This is a genomic window from Lentibacillus halophilus (assembly GCF_055395055.1).
Genome location: NZ_AP043750.1, coordinates 1,212,598 through 1,231,881 on the forward strand (window position 1 = coordinate 1,212,598; position 19,284 = coordinate 1,231,881).

Sequence of the window (19,284 nt, forward strand, 5' to 3'; positions counted from 1 at the left end):
CGATAAATCAGATATTTCCGGAGGCACATGTGATAATGATTCAAATTTTGATATGCTGGCTCATATAAGAGGGGAACGTCAGGTAACGTTTTGAAAACGGAGGGGAATACGATGCGACTGCCACCGATGAACCGGATTGCAAAAGATGCTGTCAGCGCATGGAAAATAACGGCTGCGATATACGTGGGGATACTTTGGCTTGCCGCTATCGCACTGTTCTTTTTGGCATTTTTATATGATATTTCGAATTGGTACGGTGCCATGGCCATTGTTATCAGTGCTCTATGTACATATGTTTTTGTGTTTTTGCTGCCGAATGTACGCTGGAGACGATGGCGCTATGAAGTGTTTGAACAGGAAATCTACATCCAGCACGGAATCCTGGTTGTTTCACGGACATTAGTTCCAATGATTCGTGTGCAACATGTGGACACCCAACAGGGACCCATACTGAAAAAGTACAGACTGGCCAGTGTGCAAATTTCCACGGCTGCCACGACTCATGAAATTCCGGCATTGTTGGAGGAAGACGCGTCGGAATTGAGGGACAGAATTTCTGCGCTGGCAAGGGTGGATGACGATGATGTCTGAGGCGAAACGTTTACATCCTGCGGCTATATTATTTAATCTCATAAAAACAGTGCGTGAATTATTTGTTGTTATTATTGCTGGTTCCATTTCATTTTGGGATAACTGGCTTATTTTTGTACCAATCACAGCGGGCTTTCTTATCTTATTTCTTATTATAGCCATTTTAACATGGTATCGCTATACGTATCGGGTGGAAAATAATGAATTGCGTATTGAATATGGTATTCTCATTCGGAAAAAACGGTTTATTTCAAAAAATCGCATTCAGTCGATTGATTTGACATCAGGTGTTATTCATCGGATATTTGGCTTGACGAAAGTGCAGATTGAAACGGCTGGTACGGGTACAGATGCAGAGGCGTCTCTCAGTGCGGTCAAATTGGCTGAAGGGAAAGCATTAAGACAGGAACTGAAAACGGCGGAACCGACGCAGAATCTTGATGAGAATGCAGTGCATGAATCGGAGGAAGCAGCCAAGCCATCACAGACGATCAGCTTTAAACGGTTGTTTATAGCAGGAACAACATCAGGCAGTGTTGGTGTTATTTTCACATTGGCAGCAGCCGGATTGTCCGAACTGGAACAATTTATACCTGAGTCGGCTTTCAACAGCACCATGAATTGGGTTATCGGTTTTGGGTTCGTTATTATGATTGTGTTGGCTGTTGTGGGATTGCTATTACTATGGTTGCTCGGGATTGCCGGAACGATGATTAAAAATGGGAATTTCACCATTACGAAAAATGACAGTGATTTGTTTATAACGCGTGGCCTTTTGGAGAAAAAACAGTTGACCATTCCTCTGAGACGCATTCAGGCAGTTGGCATTCAGGAAAGTATTATCAGGCAGCCACTCGGCTATGTGACAGTGTTTGCCGAAATCGCCGGCGGATCCATGGATGACAAAGAGGATTTTTCTTCGACCCTTTTCCCGATTATGAAACGGGATGAAGTGGAATCGTTTCTAAAAACGTTTGTGCCGGATTATGCCGGGATTCAACAAGAGCCGACACCATTGCCTAAGCGGGCTCGTAAGTTTTATGTTTTTCGTGCATCAATTCTTTTTGTGATATTGACCTTAGCAACGGGATTCTGGATTCCGCAGTTTATTTGGGTACCGATTCTATTGTTGGCGGGAAGTATGGGTCTTGGGATTTGGCGCCACATGGACGGCGGCTTTCGCCTGGATGGTGACCATGTGATCATCAGGCATCGCTCATTCAGCCGGAACACTGTCATGATGCATCATAAACGGATTCAGGCGTTTGAGAAGAAGCAGCATAAGATTCAGGGCTCGCAGCAACTGGCGACAATGAGATTGTCGATTATAGGAACAATGGGGACAGGTACACACTTTGCCATAAAGGACTTGGAAGAATCGCTCACAGATAAACTGGCAGACTGGTATTCCCGACGTTAATAATGTCAAAAAGGAATCGGTTTATCGCCGATTCCTTTTAATCAGAATATCCGACCGATCAGAGCCAGCAGTACAAGAATCCCAATGGCAATCCAAAGAATGTTTTTGAATAGTTTTTGATTCCGTTGTTTTTTCTGCCAGCGGTTCGGATTAAATTGGATGGAGCCGTCATTGCCATAGTTTCTGTATCGCCATGGTGCATATGGACGAACATTATTCAAGACCATCGGGGCAATGGCAAAGCCACCAATGAATCCGAACACATGGGCATACACATTAATGCCCGGTCTGATGAAAGTCATGACAAGACCGATAATGAAAATGATCGTTATAACCTGGGCGCTGGACTGGTCGATCAAATGTTTCCGAAAAGCAACCATAAATACATAAATGCCGAACAGGCCGTAAATAGCCCCTGATGCACCAACGGACGCATAGATAGCCGGACCCAGCAAAACGGTTGCCAGATTGCCGATAAACCCCGTACCCACATAGGCGAGGATGAACTTCCATTTTCCAAGCATTTGCTCCAAGGCCGGTCCGAATAACACAATGGCAAAGGAATTAAACAAGGCATGCATCAGAGTTTTATGTAAAACCATCGATGTGAACAAACGCCAGTATTCCCCTTGACTGATTAAGAAATTGACCCCACTTCCTAAGCCTTGGATGGTGTTTCCGAATGGTAAAAGACTGTTTAAAAGCCATAGCCCAAGGTTGATAATGACCAGCCAGGAAACGACCGGGTAGAGGTGCATAAATTCTTTGATACTTCGCTCATTCCGTACAAACATCGGCACTTCTCCTTTACCTATACGCATAAAATCGGGTATCATACGGTCAAACGCCATATATTTTTTTATTTTTTACGCGTGATTACTATTAGCTTACTAAAAATGACGGAAACAATGATAACAATATGCATTGGTCGCAGAAAGGTTTGGAACAATGATTATCGGTATTGGAATGGACATCATTGAATTGGACCGCATGGCTGCCGCTATTAAAAGAAATACCCGTTTGCCCGACCGAATTTTGGCAGACAGGGAAAAAGAGGCTTTTTTAGATCTTTCTAATGATCGGCGTCGAACGGAGTATCTTGCCGGGCGGTTCGCTGCCAAAGAAGCTTTTGCCAAGGCATGTGGGCACGGCATAGGGAGGATTCGTTTTCGGGATATCGAAGTTACTCAAAATACCAACGGAGCACCGGAAATGTGTGTGAGGGGATATGAACAGGCTCATTTGTTTGTGTCCATTACACACAGCCGGGAGTATGCAGCAGCACAGGTCGTTATGGAAGAAAAGAACGGTTAGGACATCCTGCATATCTCACAAGGTTGTCTCATATATTCTAGTGCGGGTAGGAGGAAGTAGCGTGTATATTGTCACCGCAGAAGAAATGTACGATATGGATAATGGTGCCATGAACAAGGTGGGCCTGGACGGGAAACTACTGATGGAAAACGCAGGAAGAGCCATTGCCGCGGTTATAAAGGAACGTGTGAAAAACACAGACGTCATCCGCATTTTTGCAGGCGGCGGGAACAATGGCGGTGATGGTTTTGTCATCGGCCGGACCCTTCTGGATGATGGGTATGACGTCACCGTTTATCAGGTTGTGCCGGATGAAAAACTCACCGGTGATGCGCTTTATCATAAACAACGGTTTGAACGTTGCGGTGGAATCGTGTCTATTCTCCAAACATCCTTTGAAGCTGGGCAACTTGCCGGGGAAGCGGATGCTGTTGTGGATGCCATAGCAGGTATCGGTCTGAACGGACGTTTGCGTGAACCACTTGCCTCCATGACAGCGGACATTAACGAGAAGGCGTCCTATGTCTTTTCGGTTGATATTCCCTCCGGACTGCCGGCAAACGAAGGTTGGGATGACTTTGATGCGATACAGGCCAATGAAACAATCATAGCCGGATATCCCAAGATGAGTGCTTTTCTGGAGCGAACCGCCCCTTATTACGGCACTTGGACAGTGGTTTCCTTTGGTTTGCCATCAGTTGTGACTTCTAATTGTTCCAGACGCTCTGTGTGGACAGAAGAGCAGTTCCGCCATACCATGCCGAAGCGAAAGCAGTATTCTCATAAAGGCACACATGGAAAGGGGTTGGCGGCAGGCGGCAGTGCGGAAATGCCCGGATCCATTGCTATGACAGCCAGTGCGGCGTTGCGTTCAGGCGCTGGTCTGATAACAGCCGCAACGGTTAGAAGTGCTATTCCGACTGTCGCCTCCCAATGTGTGGAAGCAACGTATCTTGCGCTTGAAGAGACAGATGGCTTGCTGACGTGTGATCGGCCCATTTCGTTTGATCATTATGATGCAGTTGCCATGGGCATGGGTATGGGAAGGCATGTGGAAGGACGCCGATTTATCCAGGAAGCACTGGAGAAGGCGACGACTCCGCTGATTATAGATGCGGACGGCCTGTACCACGTGAAGGCATTACTGGAATCGTTAAAAAGGCGGTGGGCACCTGTTATTTTGACGCCTCACCTTGGTGAAATGGCTATGCTCGCGGGTATTACTGTATCCGAATTGCGTCAACGTCCATTTGCCTATGCAAAAACATTTGCTGAAAACTACGGTGTCCATCTCGTATTAAAGGGTCCTTTCACCATTATCACGAGCCCCGATGGCTGCCAAACAGTGACCACAGTCGGGAATGCTGGACTCGCTAAAGGTGGCAGTGGCGATGTGCTTTCGGGTGTTATCCTGGCCATGATGATGCAGGATCAGTCCATTATGGAAGCACTAGGCAACGCCTGCTTTGCCCATGGGAAAGCTGCGGATATGCTTGTGTCGGAATCGCATTCGATGTATGATTTAATAGCATCGGATCTCTTGCATGAAATGGTAAACGTCTATCGTACATGCATCGAACAATCGTGACAATACCCTATTTTCCCTGAAAATGTACTCGCAATACGTGAGAAATGAGACAGGGGAGATATATCCATGAAAAAAATGGTAGGTGTCCGGGGTGCAATTCTTTTCGGCCTCATCCTTTTGCTAGCTGCCTGTGGGGAACAGTCTAAGGAAGACGTTCTCGGCAAGCTGGAGTCAAATTTGGAATCCATGGATGGATATAAGGCAAAAGCCGTTATGACAATGACGACCGGGCAGGAAAATCAGACGTATAATATAGACATATGGCATCAAAAGAAAGACTACTATCGGGTTGAATTGGCCAATGAACAAGATGAAAAGGGAAGTCAGATCATCCTGAAGAATGACGACGGTGTGTTTGTTCTTTCGCCGGCACTGAATAAGAGTTTTAAATTTCAAAAAGAATGGCCGGAAAACGGCAGTCAACCTTACCTTTATCAATCGCTCGTCAGTGATATTGCCAATGACGGCGAAGCAACATTCACGACGACTGAGGATCACTATATTTTTAAGACCGAAACGAATTATCAAAGCAACAACAATTTGCCGTATCAAGAGATTTACTTTGATAAAGAGTCCTATACACCGGTGAAAGTAAAAGTGCTTGATAAGGATGAGAATGCACTGGTGCAAGTGGATTACTCTGAATTTAATATGGATCCTGATTTTAATGACGACGATTTTGCTATGGAAAAAAATATGAAGAGCAATAAAGCAAAAGAAACCGTTTCGGGAAAAGACAATGAAGATACATTCACTGTCCTTTATCCGCTGGAGATGGTCGGGTCCGAGCTGGTGGAAGAAAAGGAAGTGGATATGGAAAACGGCAAACGCGTCATTATGTCCTTTTCCGGTGAAAAGAAATTTACACTCGTTGAAGAGAAGCTTGATGTCATTCCAACATCTGCATCATCGCAAATGGTGAACGGGGATATCGTGAATCTTGGACATTCCATTGGGGTTTTATCGGATAACACGATCGAGTGGACAAATAATGGAATGAATTTTATGTTGGCCAGTGATGAGCTGACCAAAGACGAATTGATTCATGTTGCAAAATCCGTTCAAGGCAAAAAAGCGAAGTAACGATGGATGGCAAGCAGACTCATATAGGAGGGGGTCTGCTTTTTTATTTTCTCTTGTTTTTAGGATAGAATAAAAGGAAAAGGCAACGAAGGAGTTTAACGATGGCGAATCATATATATCGCGATACATGGGCAGAAGTTGATTTAACGGCCATTGAACATAATGTAAAGCAAATGAAAGGCAAACTGCCGGATGACAGCTCTATTATCGCCGTCGTGAAAGCAGATGGGTATGGTCACGGTGCCGTGCAAGTCGCAGAAAAAGCATTAAAGTCAGGAGCACAAATGCTGGCGGTGGCCATGCTGGAGGAAGCACTGTCATTAAGAGATTCCGGCTTAACAGCGCCTGTAATAGTGCTTGGATGGGTGTCACCTGAAGATGTTCCGATTGCCGCCGAAAGGGATATTATACTAACGTTTTTTCAGCAAGAATGGCTGCAGGAAGTGAAAAGCTATTCGCTTCCGGCACCGGTGAAAGCACATATGAAATGGGATACCGGTATGGGCCGTATCGGAATCCGTACCACAGAAGAGCTGACTGGGATTCTGAATGAGCTGAACGACACGAATAGGGTGATGATGACGGGTGTTTACACTCATTTTGCCACAGCTGATGAAGCGGATCAGACCTATTTGGAGAAACAATGGCTCCGATTCAAGCATATGCTAGACGCGTTCCGGTCACAATGGAATGCCCCCGTTGCGATCCATATCGGTAATAGCGCCGCTTCCATTCGCTTTCCGGAACAAATGTATGATTATATTCGTTTTGGTATTTCCATGTATGGCTTATACCCTTCCGTCGTCACAAAAAACGAGTGGGATATCGAATTGAAACCGGCCTTTTCGTTGCATAGTCGGCTAATCCATGTTAAAAAACTGGATCCGGGCGAGTCCATTAGTTATGGAGCGGTCTATACAACGACCGATAGCGAATGGATTGGCACCATTCCCATCGGATATGCAGATGGATGGATCCGGCAATTACAGGGATCCGATGTACTGATTGATGGCAAACGGATGCCTGTTGTCGGAAAGATATGCATGGATCAGACCATGATCAGACTAGATAAAGAATACCCAATAGGAACAAAAGTGACATTGATCGGCAAGCAAGGGGACAAAGAAATTGAAACGGACGAAATCGCCGCCCACTTGGAAACTATCAATTACGAAATTCCATGCACCATAACCAGTCGTGTCCCCAGAATATATAAAGACAACAATTGACTGACGTCAGAAGCCGCCTTAACTAACCTTTTATCATGAAGCATAATAATGGCAATATCTCCATAAATATAATGGCAGGGAAAAATTCTTCCAACCAATGGACAGCGTACCCTTTTCTGAAATTTTTCTGATAAGCCTTTGCAAACAAAATGGTACAATGATATGATGAATTGGAATCCAAAAATGATCGTTACAAGTTGTCGGAGGTGCATGGTTTTGTCAGAGAGCTTACAGGAAATTTCTGTACGTTTACCAAAAAATCTGCTGAATGAGGTGGATGGGCTAATGAAGTATGAAAATAGCGATTTGAGCGATTTCATATGCCAGGCTACAAAAAATTATTTGGAACACAAAAAAGAAGAGCATATCCGTCAGTTCCGTGAATCGATGCAGCAAGGCTATATGGAAATGGCTAGTATTAATCTTACCATTGCCTCTGAGGCATTTCAGGCTGAAGAAGAAGCTGAAAAAAATACGTTGCAGCGCTCAGTGATCGGGGTGTAGGGCACGTGATCGTTCAAAGAGGCGAAGTATATTTCGCTGATTTATCCCCTGTCGTTGGATCAGAACAGGGAGGCATCCGTCCCGTATTGATCCTGCAGAATGATATCGGTAACCGGTTCAGCCCGACGGTGATTGTAGCCGCTATAACTGCTCAGATTCAGAAGGCCAAGCTCCCGACCCATGTGGAGATCAGCGCGAAAAAGTACGGTTTCGACCGCAATTCGGTCATATTGCTGGAGCAGATCAGAACATTGGATAAACAGCGGCTGACCGATAAAATTACAAGATTGGATCATCATATGATGATAAAAATTGATAGGGCACTGGAGATTAGTCTCGGTTTGAAGGAAATGTACGATCAATAGGTGATGCCCCCTCGAGCAGGCAGGGGTCTTCCGATATAAAGTGCTCATGAAATGACTCTTCCGGATGTATGGCTGTGATTAAGGCATACATCCGGAAGAGTGTTTTTTATCGGGCTGTCTACCCGAACATTTTGTGTATGACGATGACGGTTTTGTAAAAGAGAAGGGATCGTTGAATGCGCTTTGTGTTATCCATAGCTTTTTCTGTCCATCCCGTGATAATCGAAATTTGCTATGCTTCATGCTAAAATGACATGTATAATAGACTCTTTCTGCTCCATTTACGATAAGTGGATTAACCGGGCGTCTGGAGGGAAAATGTTGGACAAGGATTTTAAATCAATTGTACTGAACAATAGTGATACCATTGTACAGAAATGGCTGGCTGAAATCGATACAATGAAGCGTGCGAACTACAGTGACAGTGTTTCGGAAGAACTATTGGAGAGCACGAACAGAGAATTTGTCAATATCATCTTTAACAGTATAAAGAATCAAGGAGAAACGGAAAAATTACAACAATTTGCGGAAAAACTGATCCATCTTGGCTGGCAGGTGAGTTACATTACAGACGGTCTTCAAGTGTTCAGACGGGTGACCATTGACTTTATTCTTGATCAGTCCGATAAAGTGGACAGCCATTATATTTCCGAGTTGATGCAACAAGTTGACCTTTGGGTGGAACCAGTCATTCGGCAGTTGGTTAATGAGTACTCAGGGAACTGGGAAAATATTATATCATTACAACGGGTGGCTCTTCAGGAACTATCGGCCCCACTCATTCCTGTTATTGATAATATTACTGTTATGCCGCTTATTGGAACGATCGATACCGAGCGCGCCAAGCTAATTATGGAAGGATTGCTGGACGGGGTTATTAAACATAATTCAGAAGTGGTATTAATTGACATTACCGGTGTTCCGGTTGTTGATACCATGGTTGCTCATCATATCATACAGGCTGCCGAAGCGGTTCGGTTGATCGGAGCAACATGCATTCTTGTCGGCATCCGCCCCGAAATTGCTCAAACAATTGTCAATTTAGGCATTGACCTGAGTAAATTTCCGACGAAAAGTTCACTTCGAAAAGGATTTATTACAGCACTCGAAATGACCGGCCGACAAATTGTTGATTCCGGTCAAAAAGATGACTCCATTGAACAGATGATGGATTCCCTCGGTGGAGCGTGATCGCATGCGGATACCTATTTTAAAACTGCATAACTACTTATTGATTTCGATTCAGACCGAAATGGATGACAACACGGCAATTCAATTTCAGGAAGATCTGTTGAGTGAAATTCATCGGACGGGTGCCTCCGGTGTGGTTATTGATTTAACATCCGTCGACATGATTGATTCCTTTATCGCCAAGGTTCTTGGTGATGTTGTCAAAATGTCTAATCTGATGGGTGCTAAGGTGGTATTAACAGGAATCCAGCCCCCTGTTGCCATGACCCTGATCGAACTCGGTGTCCATTTGCAGAATGTTCCTACGGCTTTGGATTTGGAACAAGGACTGCTTAAACTGCGTCAGGAATTGGGGGAATAACGATGGGCCTCCTATCCTGTGTTACTATTAATAATGAATGGGATATTGTCAAGGCGCGACAGCTTGGCCGTGAATGTGCCCGGGACGTGGGGTTCAGCACTGTCGATCAAGCAAGGATAGCAACAGCTGTTTCGGAACTGGCCCGTAATATCTATTTATATACCGACAGTGGCCAATTATGTTTTGAACAGATCAGTCATACTGAACAAAAAGGTATGACCTTAGTGTCGCTTGATGATGGTCCGGGGATGGATGATATCAGTCAAATGATGGAGGATGGCTACTCTACATCAGGTGGCCTTGGTACGGGGCTTCCGGGTGTTAAACGCTTGGTGGATCAATTTGATATTCAATCCGAAAAAGGCAAAGGGACAGAAATAAGGGCTGTGAAATGGACTAGATAATAAATTGAGATATAATGAAGAACAGACATTTGTATCTCTCTTTTTGACTGCTTAAATAAAAGGGGGAGTCAGCTGTATGGATACCCTGAAACCGGACGCAGCGAATTATCAACGTTTATTGAAACATTACATTGCAGCACAAGATGAACAATCGCTATATGGAGCGGAACAAATTAGCAAACAGTTTATTCAAAACAACGTGCCGCCGGAGGATATTGTTAACCTGCATAATCAGGCAATGGCTTCCCTTTATTCGGACATGCCGGCTTATTTCCGCCATTCGATGAATTTTCTTCTCGAAACGATGATTTCCTATGGCGTTATGCTTCAGGAATACCATACACTGAGGGAGGAACAGTCGGAACTTAAGTCAGAAATTGCTGTGGCAGCAAACATGCAGGATACGTTACTGAAAACGACCACCCCTGACATGGAGGGAATGGACATTGGCGTTATCAGTGTCCCTGCTCATCAAATGAATGGGGATTATTATCATTTTGTCACTGGTTCGGATGGTTTGCTCGGGGTGGCTGTTGCTGATGTGATTGGAAAAGGAATTCCGGCTGCTTTATGCATGTCGATGATTAAATATTCTATGGACAGTCTGCCGGAGAAAATTATGCGTCCACAGACGATATTAGAAAACTTGAATCGTGTGGTTGAACGAAATGTCGACGATAGCATGTTCATTACCATGTTCTATGCCCAATTTATCCCATCCGGTGGAACTGTTCGTTATTCGTCTGCAGGACACGAACCGGGTTTTTATTTCAATGCTCAACAAAATACGTTTGAGGAACTTGAAGCAAAAGGTTTGGTGCTCGGTGTTGACCCCGATACAAACTATCAACAGTACGAGCGGGTGCTTCACCAGGGCGACATGTTGATTTTGTTGACGGATGGCGTGACGGAATGCAGGCAAGGGGATCGTTTCATTGAAAGTCAGGAAGTTCTTGATGTGATTGGCCGCTTTTCTCACCTGCCCGCACAGGAAATGGTTGACAACGTGTATAAGCACTTTGAATGGCTACAGGACTTTCACCTTCGTGATGATTTCACATTAATTGTTCTGAAAAAAGTTTAAACGAGGCTTGTCCAGGGTAAAGTTATCTGTTATTCAATGCGATAAAAATAAATGGTCTGAACGAGCACAGGAGGAATGTGAGATGGATTTGACCATTGATGTGACCGATGCTGATAATCAGTCCACTGTTTGGTTATCAGGCGAAATTGATGCTTATACTGCACCGCAGCTTAAAGAGGCATTAGTCCCGTTGACGACATCAGAAGGACATCAGGTAATTGTTGACTTGGAAGATGTAGGCTATATGGACAGTACAGGATTGGGCATCTTTATCAGTGCCTTAAAATCTGCCAAGGAGCATAACAGCAGCATACGTTTGAAAAATTTGCAGGACCGCGTTTTAAGATTATTCCAAATCACCGGTCTTGATGACATTTTTACCATCGATACTGCGATTTGGGGTGGGAATAAATAATGGGAAATTTTGAGTTCAGCGAAATGAGAGTTCCTGCTAAAGCGGACTATGTAGGTATTGTCCGTTTGAGCATATCGGGTATAGCCAATCGCATCGGCTTCACCTATGACGAGATTGAAGATTTGAAGATAGCTGTATCTGAGGCAATTACAAATGCAGTGGATCACGCCTATCAAGAGGGTGATAATGGTGAGGTTTCAGTTGGATTCGGTGTGTATGATGACCGATTGGAAGTCATGGTGGCCGATCACGGTGGAAGTTTTGACTTAAATGATGTTAAAGGGGGTATAGGTCCATATCACAGCTCGGAGTCTGTTGAGAACTTACGCGAAGGTGGCTTTGGTCTTTTCCTGATCGATGCATTGATGGATCGGGTGGAGATTAATAATCATGATGGCGTTATTGTTTTGATGACAAAGTACCTTCATGAAAACGGGGTGGGTCTTGATGACGACCAGATCTCAGCAACACAGTAATAGTCAGGGACAAATATATGAGTGGATCAATAAGTTGCAGCAAAACCCTGATCAAGAAGACATACAGGAGAAAATTATACTGTCCTACGAGGAATTAGTTGATTCCATTGCAAGAAAATACTCTAAAAACAGCAGCATACACGAAGATCTGAAACAAGTCGGCATGATAGGTCTGATAGCCGCTGTAAGACGGTACGATGCCACATACGGTAAATCCTTTGAATCGTTTGCCATCCCCACGATTGTTGGGGAAATAAAGCGGTTCATTCGTGATAAAACGTGGAGTGTGCACGTTCCCAGACGCATTAAGGAGCTGGGGCCGAGAATAAAAAAAGCAAATGATGATCTGACGGCCCGTAATCAGGTTTCCCCAACGATCAAGGAACTGGCAGAGTATTTGCAAGTGCCGGAAGAGGAGATACTGGAAACAATGGAAATGGGCAAAAGCTACAAAGCTCTGTCTGTTGACCGGAAGCTGGAAGCCGATTCGGACGGCAGCACGGTTACCATTCTGGACTTAATCGGCAGTGATGAGGATGATTTTAAGAATGCTGATCAACGTATGCTTCTGGAGAGGATTCTTCCGGTACTGACGGATCGGGAACAAGCAATTTTGCGATGCACCTATTTTGAAAGCATGAGTCAGAAAGAGACCGGGGAGCAGCTGGGTATTTCCCAAATGCATGTGTCCCGATTGCAACGCCGTTCATTGCGTAAGCTCCGTGAAACATTGAATTCCGAACAAGCGGAGGTGCTGGAGTGATCGGTCAAAGGCCCAACGTGATGACAGCGGTATACCAACAAGCGAAAGCCGGGCAGATTGAATGCGGCGACAGTTATTTTTATACCGAAACAGACGAGGAATTCATCTGTGCATTGGCTGATGGTCTGGGAAGTGGCGAATCAGCGAAAGAGTCGGCGGATATCGTTATCAATATTATCAAACATCGTATTTATGCAACGGTGAATCAACTGATTCAGCATTGCAACCAACAGCTTTCGGGCAAACGTGGTGTAGTGGTCGGTTTGTTAAAAATCAATTTCTTCACACGACGTTATACCTTTTCCTCAATTGGCAATATCGGTATGATGACAATCCCTGAAAATGGAGTGAAGAACCGTCATATACCGAATTCCGGCTATCTTGCAGGCTTCCATCAACCGTTTAAAGTTGTTTCAGGAAAACTTGATACTGTCATGAATTTCATTCTTTTTTCCGATGGCGTCAGTGATAGGGACATCACTCAAAACTTCCTGCTGACAAGGAATGTGCAGCAAGTGGTTGATATGTATAGCGCATACAAAAGTGGACAGACACATGACGATGATACGACGATGATTGCTATTCAATATCAAGAGTGAGACCCCGATCGTGCCTATGGTCTTTTTTTATTTGGCAGCTTTTTTGATAGAATGGAAACGGATGTGCATTGTTTGCGTGGTGCATGAGCAGGGTCCTGTATACTGCACAGCCGATTAATAGAGGGAGGAAGCAATTGTGTCTCATGAATTGGAACAATGGGTAGCTGAGAAAACAGATGTTCGTCAGACTGCCGTACATAAAGTTATTGCGCTGATGGATGAAGGCAATACTGTCCCTTTTATAGCCCGTTATCGGAAAGAAGAGACAGGTGGCCTTGATGAAGTACAGCTAAAAATGATTCAGGATAAATGGCAATACGCTGTAAATCTTTCTGAACGTAAGGAAGAGGTTATCCGTCTCATCGACGAGCAAGGGAAACTAACCGAGGAATTAAAACGGGCCATCAATTCGGCTTCCCAATTGCAGCGAGTGGAAGATTTATACCGTCCATACAAACAGAAACGGCGAACACGGGCCACAAAGGCCAAGGAAAAAGGGCTGGAACCACTAGCTGCCCTGGTGTGGGACCAGAAAATAACAAGCATTACTATGGAAGCCGAATCCTATTTGTCAGACGAACAAGGCGTCAGCACGGTGGACGATGCCCTTGCAGGTGTGAATGATATTATCGCGGAGTGGGTATCGGATGAGCCAACGTTCCGTACATTCATACGTGAGGAAACATTCAAACGCGGAATGGTGCATTCCGAAGCGAAGGATGCTGAAAAAGACGAAAAAAGCATATACGAGATGTATTATGATTACGATGAAACGGTGCGCTCGATTGTGTCCCATCGTATTTTAGCATTGAACCGCGGTGAAAAAGAAGGCGTCCTGAAAGTGACGGTCGAACCGCCGGCTGAGCGTATATTGGCTTATTTGGAGAAACAAATTGTTTTGAATGGAACCAATCAGGAAACAACCGATATCTTGCAACAAGCTGCAAAAGACAGCTATAAACGACTGATTCAGCCATCGATGGATCGGGAAATCCGCAATACCCTGACAGAAAAAGCGGAAGAACAGGCCATTTCCGTCTTTTCGGAGAACTTGAAAAACCTGCTTTTACAGCCACCTTTGAAAGGAAAGATGGTACTGGGTGTTGATCCAGCCTACCGGACCGGGTGCAAACTTGCTGCAGTTGATGATACCGGTAAAGTAAAGGATGTTGGTGTCATTTATCCGAATGCACCAACACACGATACAGCTGGATCAGAAAAATTGGTTATGGAATGGATTAACCGATTTGGGATTGAATTGATAGCGATTGGAAATGGAACAGCATCCAGGGAAACAGAGCAGTTCATATCCGATATGATCGGACGTAGTGATCTGGATATTTCCTATATTATCGTTAATGAGGCAGGTGCAAGCGTTTATTCAGCTTCCAAACTGGCCCGTGAAGAGTTCCCGGACCTGCAGGTGGAAGAACGGAGCGCGGCCTCCATTGCCCGCCGAATTCAGGATCCGATGGCCGAATTGGTGAAGATAGATCCAAAGTCAATAGGTGTTGGACAATATCAGCATGATGTCAGCCAAAAGGCGCTTAATGATTCCTTGACGTTTGTTGTTGAAACCGCTGTTAACCAGGTCGGTGTTAATGTCAACACGGCATCAACATCCCTTCTTCAGTATGTTGCCGGCCTCAGCAAAACGGTGGCGTCCAATATTATAGCCCAACGCAATGAAACCGGTAAATTTACAACCCGCAAGCAGTTAAAAGACGTTCCACGGCTGGGCTCCAAAACGTATGAGCAGGCTGTCGGATTTCTGCGAATATTAGAAGGAGGAAATCCGTTTGATCGGACACCGATTCACCCGGAAAGCTATGCATCTGCTGAGGAGTTGCTGAACCGGATTGATTGTACGGTTGATGATATCGGAACTGAAAAATTGCGCGAACAGCTGAAAACAGTGGATATAAGTGAAATGGCTGGTGAGCTTGACATTGGCAAGCCGACGCTGGACGATATAGCTGCTGCCCTTGGCAGACCGGAACGGGATCCGCGTGATGATTTGCCGGCACCGTTACTGAAACAAAGTGTCATGAGCATGGATGACTTACAGCAAGGAATGGAAATGCAGGGCACGGTGCGCAATGTGGTTGACTTTGGTGTGTTTGTTGATATCGGTGTTAAGCAGGATGGACTTGTCCACATTTCCAAAATGGCCGAAAAATTTGTGAAACACCCGATGGATATCACATCAGTAGGCGACGTCGTGACGGTCTGGGTGGAAGACGTGGATAGCGATAAAGGACGGATTGCGCTTTCCATGGTTGGAGACAAAAAAGCTGATGATTCTAAATGATCATCAGCTTTTTCGTGTACAATTATTTAACACTTGCCGGAACCGATAGCCCTAATTCATTAGCAACTCGTTCTCCCCAATCCGGATCAGCTTTATAGAAATGCTCGATTTGGCGCAGTTTAACATCATCACGTGTGGCTTGACGCATATGATCGGCAAAGTTTTTCACGAGACGGGATTTCTCGTCTTCGCTCATCAGACGGTAGAGATCTCCTGGCTGTGTATAATGATCATCACTGTCATGGGCTACGCTATCCGCAACACCCTCTAATTCAAATGCGTTGGTTTTTGATGCCGGGTCTTCAACCGGTCCATCGATCGAGTTAGGTTCATAAACTGGCTTCCCGCCACCATTGCCATTAACAGCCATATAACCATCCCGCTGATAATGATTCACTTCTGCTTTGGGGCGGTTAACCGGTATTTGCTGGTGATTGACGCCCAATCGGTAACGTTGCGTATCTGAATAACTGAATAGACGTCCTTGCAGCATTTTATCCGGTGATGTTTCAATTCCGGGAACCAGATTAGCCGGTGAAAGGGCCGCCTGCTCAACGTCAGCAAAGTGATTCTCAGGATTGCGATTCAATACCATTTTTCCAACTTCGATCCGTGGATAATCTTTGTGTGACACTGTCTTGGTAACATCAAAAATATCCCATTTATACGTTTTGTAATCGTCGTAAGGAATGATTTGAACATAAAGTGTCCATGACGGATAATCACCACTTTCAATTGCATCATATAAATCTTTTTGGTGATAATCCGGCTGCTCACCAGCAAGTTGTTCGGCCACGTCGACATCCAGACCTTTAACACCCTGATCACTGATGAAGTGGTATTTAATCCAGAATGCTTCTCCTTGGTCATTCACCCATTTATAGGTATGGCTTCCATATCCATTCATATGACGGTAAGTTGCAGGGATTCCGCGATCACCGTGCATATATGTGATCTGATGAAGCGACTCTGGTGATAATGACCAGAAATCCCAGACCGCATCTTTGTCTTTCAATCCTGTGCGGGGATTGCGTTTTTGCGTATGGATAAAGTCAGGGAATTTAATGGCGTCACGAATGAAGAAAAGTGGCGTGTTATTGCCAACCATGTCATAGTTGCCTTCATCGGTGTAGAATTTCAATGCGAAACCACGCGGGTCACGCACTGTATCTGCGGAGCCCAACTCACCAGCAACAGTTGAAAAACGGGCGAACATGTCTGTGCGCTTTCCTTTTTCACTGAGGAAGTCAGCTTTTGTATATTTGGAAATCTCATCGTTTGTTACTTCAAAATATCCGAATGCGCCGGTCCCCTTAGCATGAACAACACGTTCCGGAATGCGTTCTCTGTCAAAATGGGCCATTTTTTCTAAAAAGTGAACGTCTTGAATTAATGCCGGCCCCCTATGACCAGCTGTCATTGAATTTTGATTATCACCGACAGGAGCTCCGGATGCCGTTGTCATTCGCTTTTTTTCATTATCCATTCGTTGAACACCTCTCCTAAGAAAATGATTTCTTTTGTTTCTATTATACTATATATCTATTAAAAATCAATATTTATTTAGAATTGTTTTAAATAAATGGGGGTTTTTTTGGTGCACTTATCACCCGCGTGTGGTACGATATAAAAACCATGTATTGTTAAGGATGATCTATATGATACAAATGGATGAAACAGAACTAAATACACGAATAAATGCGTTATCATTGCAATATTTTAATAAACCTTTCATGGACAAAGCCGTTTACAACAACCGTCTACGCACAACAGGAGGGCGGTACATTCCGTCCAAAAGAACGATTGAAGTGAATCCTAAATACGCTGAGGAAACCAACGACGATAATCTGTCCGGTATTTTGAAACACGAATTATGCCATTATCACCTTCATATAGAAGGTAAAGGATATAAACATGGCGACAAAGATTTTAAAGAGCTATTAAAAAAGACAGGGGCACCAAGATATTGCACGCCGTTGCCTTCAGCGGAAAGACAGCTCAAACATAAATATCGGTGCAAGCAATGTGGTCGTGTATATGAACGCATACGCAGAATCAATCTTCAAAAATACCGATGCGGTCAGTGCAAGGGTGAATTATTGTATGCACAGAAGGCTTGATATGGTGATTGATGGGTGGATGTTCTCTTTATTCATACGTTCAATGGTCACTGCAAAAAGGAATGGTTTTTAGTCCCATATTGTATATATTGACTCATGGCAATCCGCATGTTAAATTGTACAGGTCGTTGCGAAATGCGAGATTTTATAGGGAAACACTCCGCAAATTCTTTGTTTGAAGTTATTGACATGCTTTGATAAATGTTGTACTATGTTTTTTGTCGCGATAATAATTGTTTTCTTATTGCGCTAAAAAATCATTTAAGACTCTTCCACAGTAGCTCAGCGGTAGAGCTATCGGCTGTTAACCGATCGGTCGCAGGTTCGAATCCTGCCTGTGGAGCCATTCGGAGAAGTACTCAAGTGGCTGAAGAGGCGCCCCTGCTAAGGGTGTAGGCCGTTTCAGACGGCGCGAGGGTTCGAATCCCTCCTTCTCCGCCATTTTATGGCCCGTTGGTCAAGTGGTTAAGACACCGCCCTTTCACGGCGGTAACACGGGTTCGAATCCCGTACGGGTCATATTCTTTTCATTCTTGGTTGGGTCCGGTAGTTCAGTTGGTTAGAATGCCTGCCTGTCACGCAGGAGGTCGCGGGTTCGAGTCCCGTCCGGACCGCCATTATTGGGATATAGCCAAGCGGTAAGGCATCGGGTTTTGATCCCGTGATTCCCAGGTTCGAATCCTGGTAGCCCAGTTGTCATTATCGATAATCCGCGATAGATAACGGGTATGTTTTACATGTTTGAATAGGAGCCATTAGCTCAGTTGGTAGAGCATCTGACTTTTAATCAGAGGGTCGGAGGTTCGAATCCTCCATGGCTCACCATTTTTGCGGATGTGGCGGAATTGGCAGACGCGCTAGACCCAGGATCTAGTGTCATGGTGACGTGAGGGTTCGAGTCCCTCCATCCGCATTGATATCATTGCTGTGCCACTCACGGCATTTTATTATGTGCTTTATATGCGGCTGTGGCGGAATGGCAGACGCGCTAGGTTGAGGGCCTAGTGGGGTTTCCCCGTGGAGGTTCAAGTCCTCTCGGCCGCATTAAAAAAACCATTGACGCTTTAGCAACAGCGTGATATATTAGCCATCGTCACTCTGAAGCGCCCGTAGCTCAATTGGACAGAGCGTCTGACTACGGATCAGAAGGCTAGGGGTTCGACTCCTCTCGGGCGCACCATATCACGGGAAGTAGCTCAGCTTGGCAGAGCACATGGTTTGGGACCATGGGGTCGCAGGTTCAAATCCTGTCTTCCCGACCATCGGAACGACTTTTATGTTAATGCTATGCGGGTGTAGTTTAGTGGTAAAACCTCAGCCTTCCAAGCTGATGTCGTGGGTTCGATTCCCATCACCCGCTCCATATTCAAGTTAGGGCCTGTAGCTCAGTCGGTCAGAGCGCACGCCTGATAAGCGTGAGGTCGGTGGTTCAAGTCCACCCAGGCCCACTTTGCTCCTTGAAAACT

Annotated in this window: 20 protein-coding genes and 12 tRNA genes; 30 read left to right on the forward strand and 2 right to left on the reverse strand. The window is 44.9% G+C overall.

From position 1 onward, the window contains the following. Positions 1-111: 111 nt before the first annotated feature. Both ACZ5Q7_RS05880 and ACZ5Q7_RS05885 read left to right on the forward strand, forming a co-directional pair. Positions 112-591, forward strand: a complete 480-nt coding sequence (locus ACZ5Q7_RS05880) for a PH domain-containing protein (RefSeq protein WP_343750994.1) — start codon at positions 112-114, stop codon at positions 589-591. Then, the gene (locus tag ACZ5Q7_RS05885; protein WP_464433161.1) at positions 581-2,011 is read left to right on the forward strand and encodes a PH domain-containing protein; all 1,431 of its coding nucleotides are present in this window, start codon (positions 581-583) and stop codon (positions 2,009-2,011) included. Before ACZ5Q7_RS05880 ends, ACZ5Q7_RS05885 begins: the two co-directional genes overlap by 11 nt. Positions 2,012-2,052: 41 nt before the next feature. On the opposite strand, the gene ACZ5Q7_RS05890 is transcribed toward ACZ5Q7_RS05885, so the two are convergent. After that, the gene (locus ACZ5Q7_RS05890; protein WP_343750996.1) at positions 2,053-2,805 is read right to left on the reverse strand and encodes a rhomboid family intramembrane serine protease; all 753 of its coding nucleotides are present in this window, start codon (positions 2,803-2,805) and stop codon (positions 2,053-2,055) included. A gap of 154 nt (positions 2,806-2,959) precedes the next feature. Between ACZ5Q7_RS05890 and acpS the strand changes: the two genes are divergently transcribed. From acpS to ACZ5Q7_RS05965, 15 genes are all read left to right on the forward strand, one after another. Beyond that, positions 2,960-3,325: a holo-ACP synthase gene (acpS, locus tag ACZ5Q7_RS05895; RefSeq protein WP_343750998.1), complete on the forward strand. Its 366-nt coding sequence runs from the start codon at positions 2,960-2,962 to the stop codon at positions 3,323-3,325. Between the two features lie 61 nt (positions 3,326-3,386). Then, positions 3,387-4,913: an NAD(P)H-hydrate dehydratase gene (locus tag ACZ5Q7_RS05900; protein ID WP_343750999.1), complete on the forward strand. Its 1,527-nt coding sequence runs from the start codon at positions 3,387-3,389 to the stop codon at positions 4,911-4,913. A 66-nt stretch (positions 4,914-4,979) separates the two neighbouring features. Further along, positions 4,980-5,996 carry a LolA family protein gene (locus ACZ5Q7_RS05905; RefSeq protein ID WP_343751000.1) on the forward strand — a complete coding sequence of 339 codons (1,017 nt, stop codon included), beginning with the start codon at positions 4,980-4,982 and terminating at the stop codon, positions 5,994-5,996. Between the two features lie 101 nt (positions 5,997-6,097). Beyond that, the gene (alr, locus tag ACZ5Q7_RS05910) at positions 6,098-7,225 is read left to right on the forward strand and encodes an alanine racemase (RefSeq protein ID WP_343751001.1); all 1,128 of its coding nucleotides are present in this window, start codon (positions 6,098-6,100) and stop codon (positions 7,223-7,225) included. A gap of 216 nt (positions 7,226-7,441) precedes the next feature. Continuing rightward, positions 7,442-7,729 carry a CopG family ribbon-helix-helix protein gene (locus tag ACZ5Q7_RS05915; RefSeq protein WP_343751002.1) on the forward strand — a complete coding sequence of 96 codons (288 nt, stop codon included), beginning with the start codon at positions 7,442-7,444 and terminating at the stop codon, positions 7,727-7,729. Between the two features lie 5 nt (positions 7,730-7,734). Further along, the gene (locus ACZ5Q7_RS05920; protein WP_343751003.1) at positions 7,735-8,094 is read left to right on the forward strand and encodes a type II toxin-antitoxin system PemK/MazF family toxin; all 360 of its coding nucleotides are present in this window, start codon (positions 7,735-7,737) and stop codon (positions 8,092-8,094) included. A 321-nt stretch (positions 8,095-8,415) separates the two neighbouring features. Further along, on the forward strand, positions 8,416-9,285 hold the full coding sequence (locus ACZ5Q7_RS05925; protein ID WP_343751004.1) for an RsbT co-antagonist protein RsbRA: 870 nt from the start codon (positions 8,416-8,418) through the stop codon (positions 9,283-9,285). A 4-nt stretch (positions 9,286-9,289) separates the two neighbouring features. Further along, positions 9,290-9,646: an STAS domain-containing protein gene (locus ACZ5Q7_RS05930; protein ID WP_343751005.1), complete on the forward strand. Its 357-nt coding sequence runs from the start codon at positions 9,290-9,292 to the stop codon at positions 9,644-9,646. Between the two features lie 2 nt (positions 9,647-9,648). After that, entirely contained in the window at positions 9,649-10,050 is a 402-nt protein-coding gene (locus tag ACZ5Q7_RS05935; RefSeq protein WP_343751006.1) for an anti-sigma regulatory factor, read from the forward strand. 76 nt (positions 10,051-10,126) lie between these two features. After that, positions 10,127-11,134 carry a PP2C family protein-serine/threonine phosphatase gene (locus ACZ5Q7_RS05940; RefSeq protein ID WP_343751007.1) on the forward strand — a complete coding sequence of 336 codons (1,008 nt, stop codon included), beginning with the start codon at positions 10,127-10,129 and terminating at the stop codon, positions 11,132-11,134. An 82-nt stretch (positions 11,135-11,216) separates the two neighbouring features. Continuing rightward, complete coding sequence (locus ACZ5Q7_RS05945) at positions 11,217-11,549, forward strand: STAS domain-containing protein (RefSeq protein ID WP_343751008.1); 333 nt, start codon at positions 11,217-11,219, stop codon at positions 11,547-11,549. Further along, positions 11,549-12,025, forward strand: a complete 477-nt coding sequence (gene rsbW / locus ACZ5Q7_RS05950) for an anti-sigma B factor RsbW (RefSeq protein WP_343751009.1) — start codon at positions 11,549-11,551, stop codon at positions 12,023-12,025. The genes ACZ5Q7_RS05945 and rsbW overlap by 1 nt, the downstream gene beginning before the upstream one ends. After that, positions 11,997-12,788 (forward strand): RNA polymerase sigma factor SigB, encoded by a 792-nt coding sequence (gene sigB, locus ACZ5Q7_RS05955; RefSeq protein ID WP_343751010.1) that lies wholly within the window; start codon positions 11,997-11,999, stop codon positions 12,786-12,788. Before rsbW ends, sigB begins: the two co-directional genes overlap by 29 nt. Then, positions 12,785-13,387 carry a SpoIIE family protein phosphatase gene (locus tag ACZ5Q7_RS05960; protein ID WP_343751011.1) on the forward strand — a complete coding sequence of 201 codons (603 nt, stop codon included), beginning with the start codon at positions 12,785-12,787 and terminating at the stop codon, positions 13,385-13,387. Before sigB ends, ACZ5Q7_RS05960 begins: the two co-directional genes overlap by 4 nt. 136 nt (positions 13,388-13,523) lie before the next feature. After that, entirely contained in the window at positions 13,524-15,698 is a 2,175-nt protein-coding gene (locus ACZ5Q7_RS05965) for a Tex family protein (RefSeq protein WP_343751012.1), read from the forward strand. A gap of 22 nt (positions 15,699-15,720) precedes the next feature. Here ACZ5Q7_RS05965 and ACZ5Q7_RS05970 read toward each other — a convergent pair whose 3' ends face one another. Continuing rightward, a complete protein-coding gene (locus ACZ5Q7_RS05970) occupies positions 15,721-17,184 on the reverse strand; it encodes a catalase (protein WP_343751013.1) in 1,464 nt (487 codons plus the stop codon). A gap of 172 nt (positions 17,185-17,356) precedes the next feature. Between ACZ5Q7_RS05970 and ACZ5Q7_RS05975 the strand changes: the two genes are divergently transcribed. The 13 genes from ACZ5Q7_RS05975 (at position 17,357) to ACZ5Q7_RS06035 (ending at position 19,266) form a co-directional block, all read left to right on the forward strand. Next, positions 17,357-17,818 (forward strand): SprT family protein, encoded by a 462-nt coding sequence (locus ACZ5Q7_RS05975; protein ID WP_343751014.1) that lies wholly within the window; start codon positions 17,357-17,359, stop codon positions 17,816-17,818. A 271-nt stretch (positions 17,819-18,089) separates the two neighbouring features. Continuing rightward, a tRNA-Asn gene (locus tag ACZ5Q7_RS05980) sits at positions 18,090-18,164 on the forward strand. Positions 18,165-18,167: 3 nt separating this feature from the next. After that, positions 18,168-18,259, forward strand: a tRNA-Ser gene (locus ACZ5Q7_RS05985). 6 nt (positions 18,260-18,265) lie between these two features. Then, positions 18,266-18,337: transfer RNA gene (locus ACZ5Q7_RS05990), tRNA-Glu, on the forward strand. 21 nt (positions 18,338-18,358) lie between these two features. Continuing rightward, positions 18,359-18,435, forward strand: a tRNA-Asp gene (locus tag ACZ5Q7_RS05995). Between the two features lie 4 nt (positions 18,436-18,439). Beyond that, positions 18,440-18,511 (forward strand) — tRNA-Gln (locus tag ACZ5Q7_RS06000). A 56-nt stretch (positions 18,512-18,567) separates the two neighbouring features. Next, positions 18,568-18,643: transfer RNA gene (locus ACZ5Q7_RS06005), tRNA-Lys, on the forward strand. 5 nt (positions 18,644-18,648) lie between these two features. Continuing rightward, positions 18,649-18,731: transfer RNA gene (locus tag ACZ5Q7_RS06010), tRNA-Leu, on the forward strand. Between the two features lie 49 nt (positions 18,732-18,780). Then, positions 18,781-18,862: transfer RNA gene (locus tag ACZ5Q7_RS06015), tRNA-Leu, on the forward strand. Positions 18,863-18,921: 59 nt separating this feature from the next. Beyond that, positions 18,922-18,998 (forward strand) — tRNA-Arg (locus tag ACZ5Q7_RS06020). 5 nt (positions 18,999-19,003) lie between these two features. Further along, a tRNA-Pro gene (locus ACZ5Q7_RS06025) sits at positions 19,004-19,080 on the forward strand. 27 nt (positions 19,081-19,107) lie between these two features. Further along, positions 19,108-19,181, forward strand: a tRNA-Gly gene (locus tag ACZ5Q7_RS06030). 11 nt (positions 19,182-19,192) lie between these two features. Next, positions 19,193-19,266, forward strand: a tRNA-Ile gene (locus ACZ5Q7_RS06035). Positions 19,267-19,284: the final 18 nt, after the last annotated feature.

Coding starts and splice junctions, on each gene's coding strand:
- ACZ5Q7_RS05880 (WP_343750994.1), top strand. CDS start 112: ATGCGACTGCCACCGATGAACCGGATTGCAAAAGATGCTGTCAGCGCA.
- ACZ5Q7_RS05885 (WP_464433161.1), top strand. CDS start 581: ATGATGTCTGAGGCGAAACGTTTACATCCTGCGGCTATATTATTTAAT.
- ACZ5Q7_RS05890 (WP_343750996.1), bottom strand. CDS start 2,805: ATGTTTGTACGGAATGAGCGAAGTATCAAAGAATTTATGCACCTCTAC.
- acpS (WP_343750998.1), top strand. CDS start 2,960: ATGATTATCGGTATTGGAATGGACATCATTGAATTGGACCGCATGGCT.
- ACZ5Q7_RS05905 (WP_343751000.1), top strand. CDS start 4,980: ATGAAAAAAATGGTAGGTGTCCGGGGTGCAATTCTTTTCGGCCTCATC.
- alr (WP_343751001.1), top strand. CDS start 6,098: ATGGCGAATCATATATATCGCGATACATGGGCAGAAGTTGATTTAACG.
- ACZ5Q7_RS05930 (WP_343751005.1), top strand. CDS start 9,290: ATGCGGATACCTATTTTAAAACTGCATAACTACTTATTGATTTCGATT.
- ACZ5Q7_RS05935 (WP_343751006.1), top strand. CDS start 9,649: ATGGGCCTCCTATCCTGTGTTACTATTAATAATGAATGGGATATTGTC.
- ACZ5Q7_RS05940 (WP_343751007.1), top strand. CDS start 10,127: ATGGATACCCTGAAACCGGACGCAGCGAATTATCAACGTTTATTGAAA.
- ACZ5Q7_RS05945 (WP_343751008.1), top strand. CDS start 11,217: ATGGATTTGACCATTGATGTGACCGATGCTGATAATCAGTCCACTGTT.
- rsbW (WP_343751009.1), top strand. CDS start 11,549: ATGGGAAATTTTGAGTTCAGCGAAATGAGAGTTCCTGCTAAAGCGGAC.
- sigB (WP_343751010.1), top strand. CDS start 11,997: ATGACGACCAGATCTCAGCAACACAGTAATAGTCAGGGACAAATATAT.
- ACZ5Q7_RS05970 (WP_343751013.1), bottom strand. CDS start 17,184: ATGGATAATGAAAAAAAGCGAATGACAACGGCATCCGGAGCTCCTGTC.
- ACZ5Q7_RS05975 (WP_343751014.1), top strand. CDS start 17,357: ATGATACAAATGGATGAAACAGAACTAAATACACGAATAAATGCGTTA.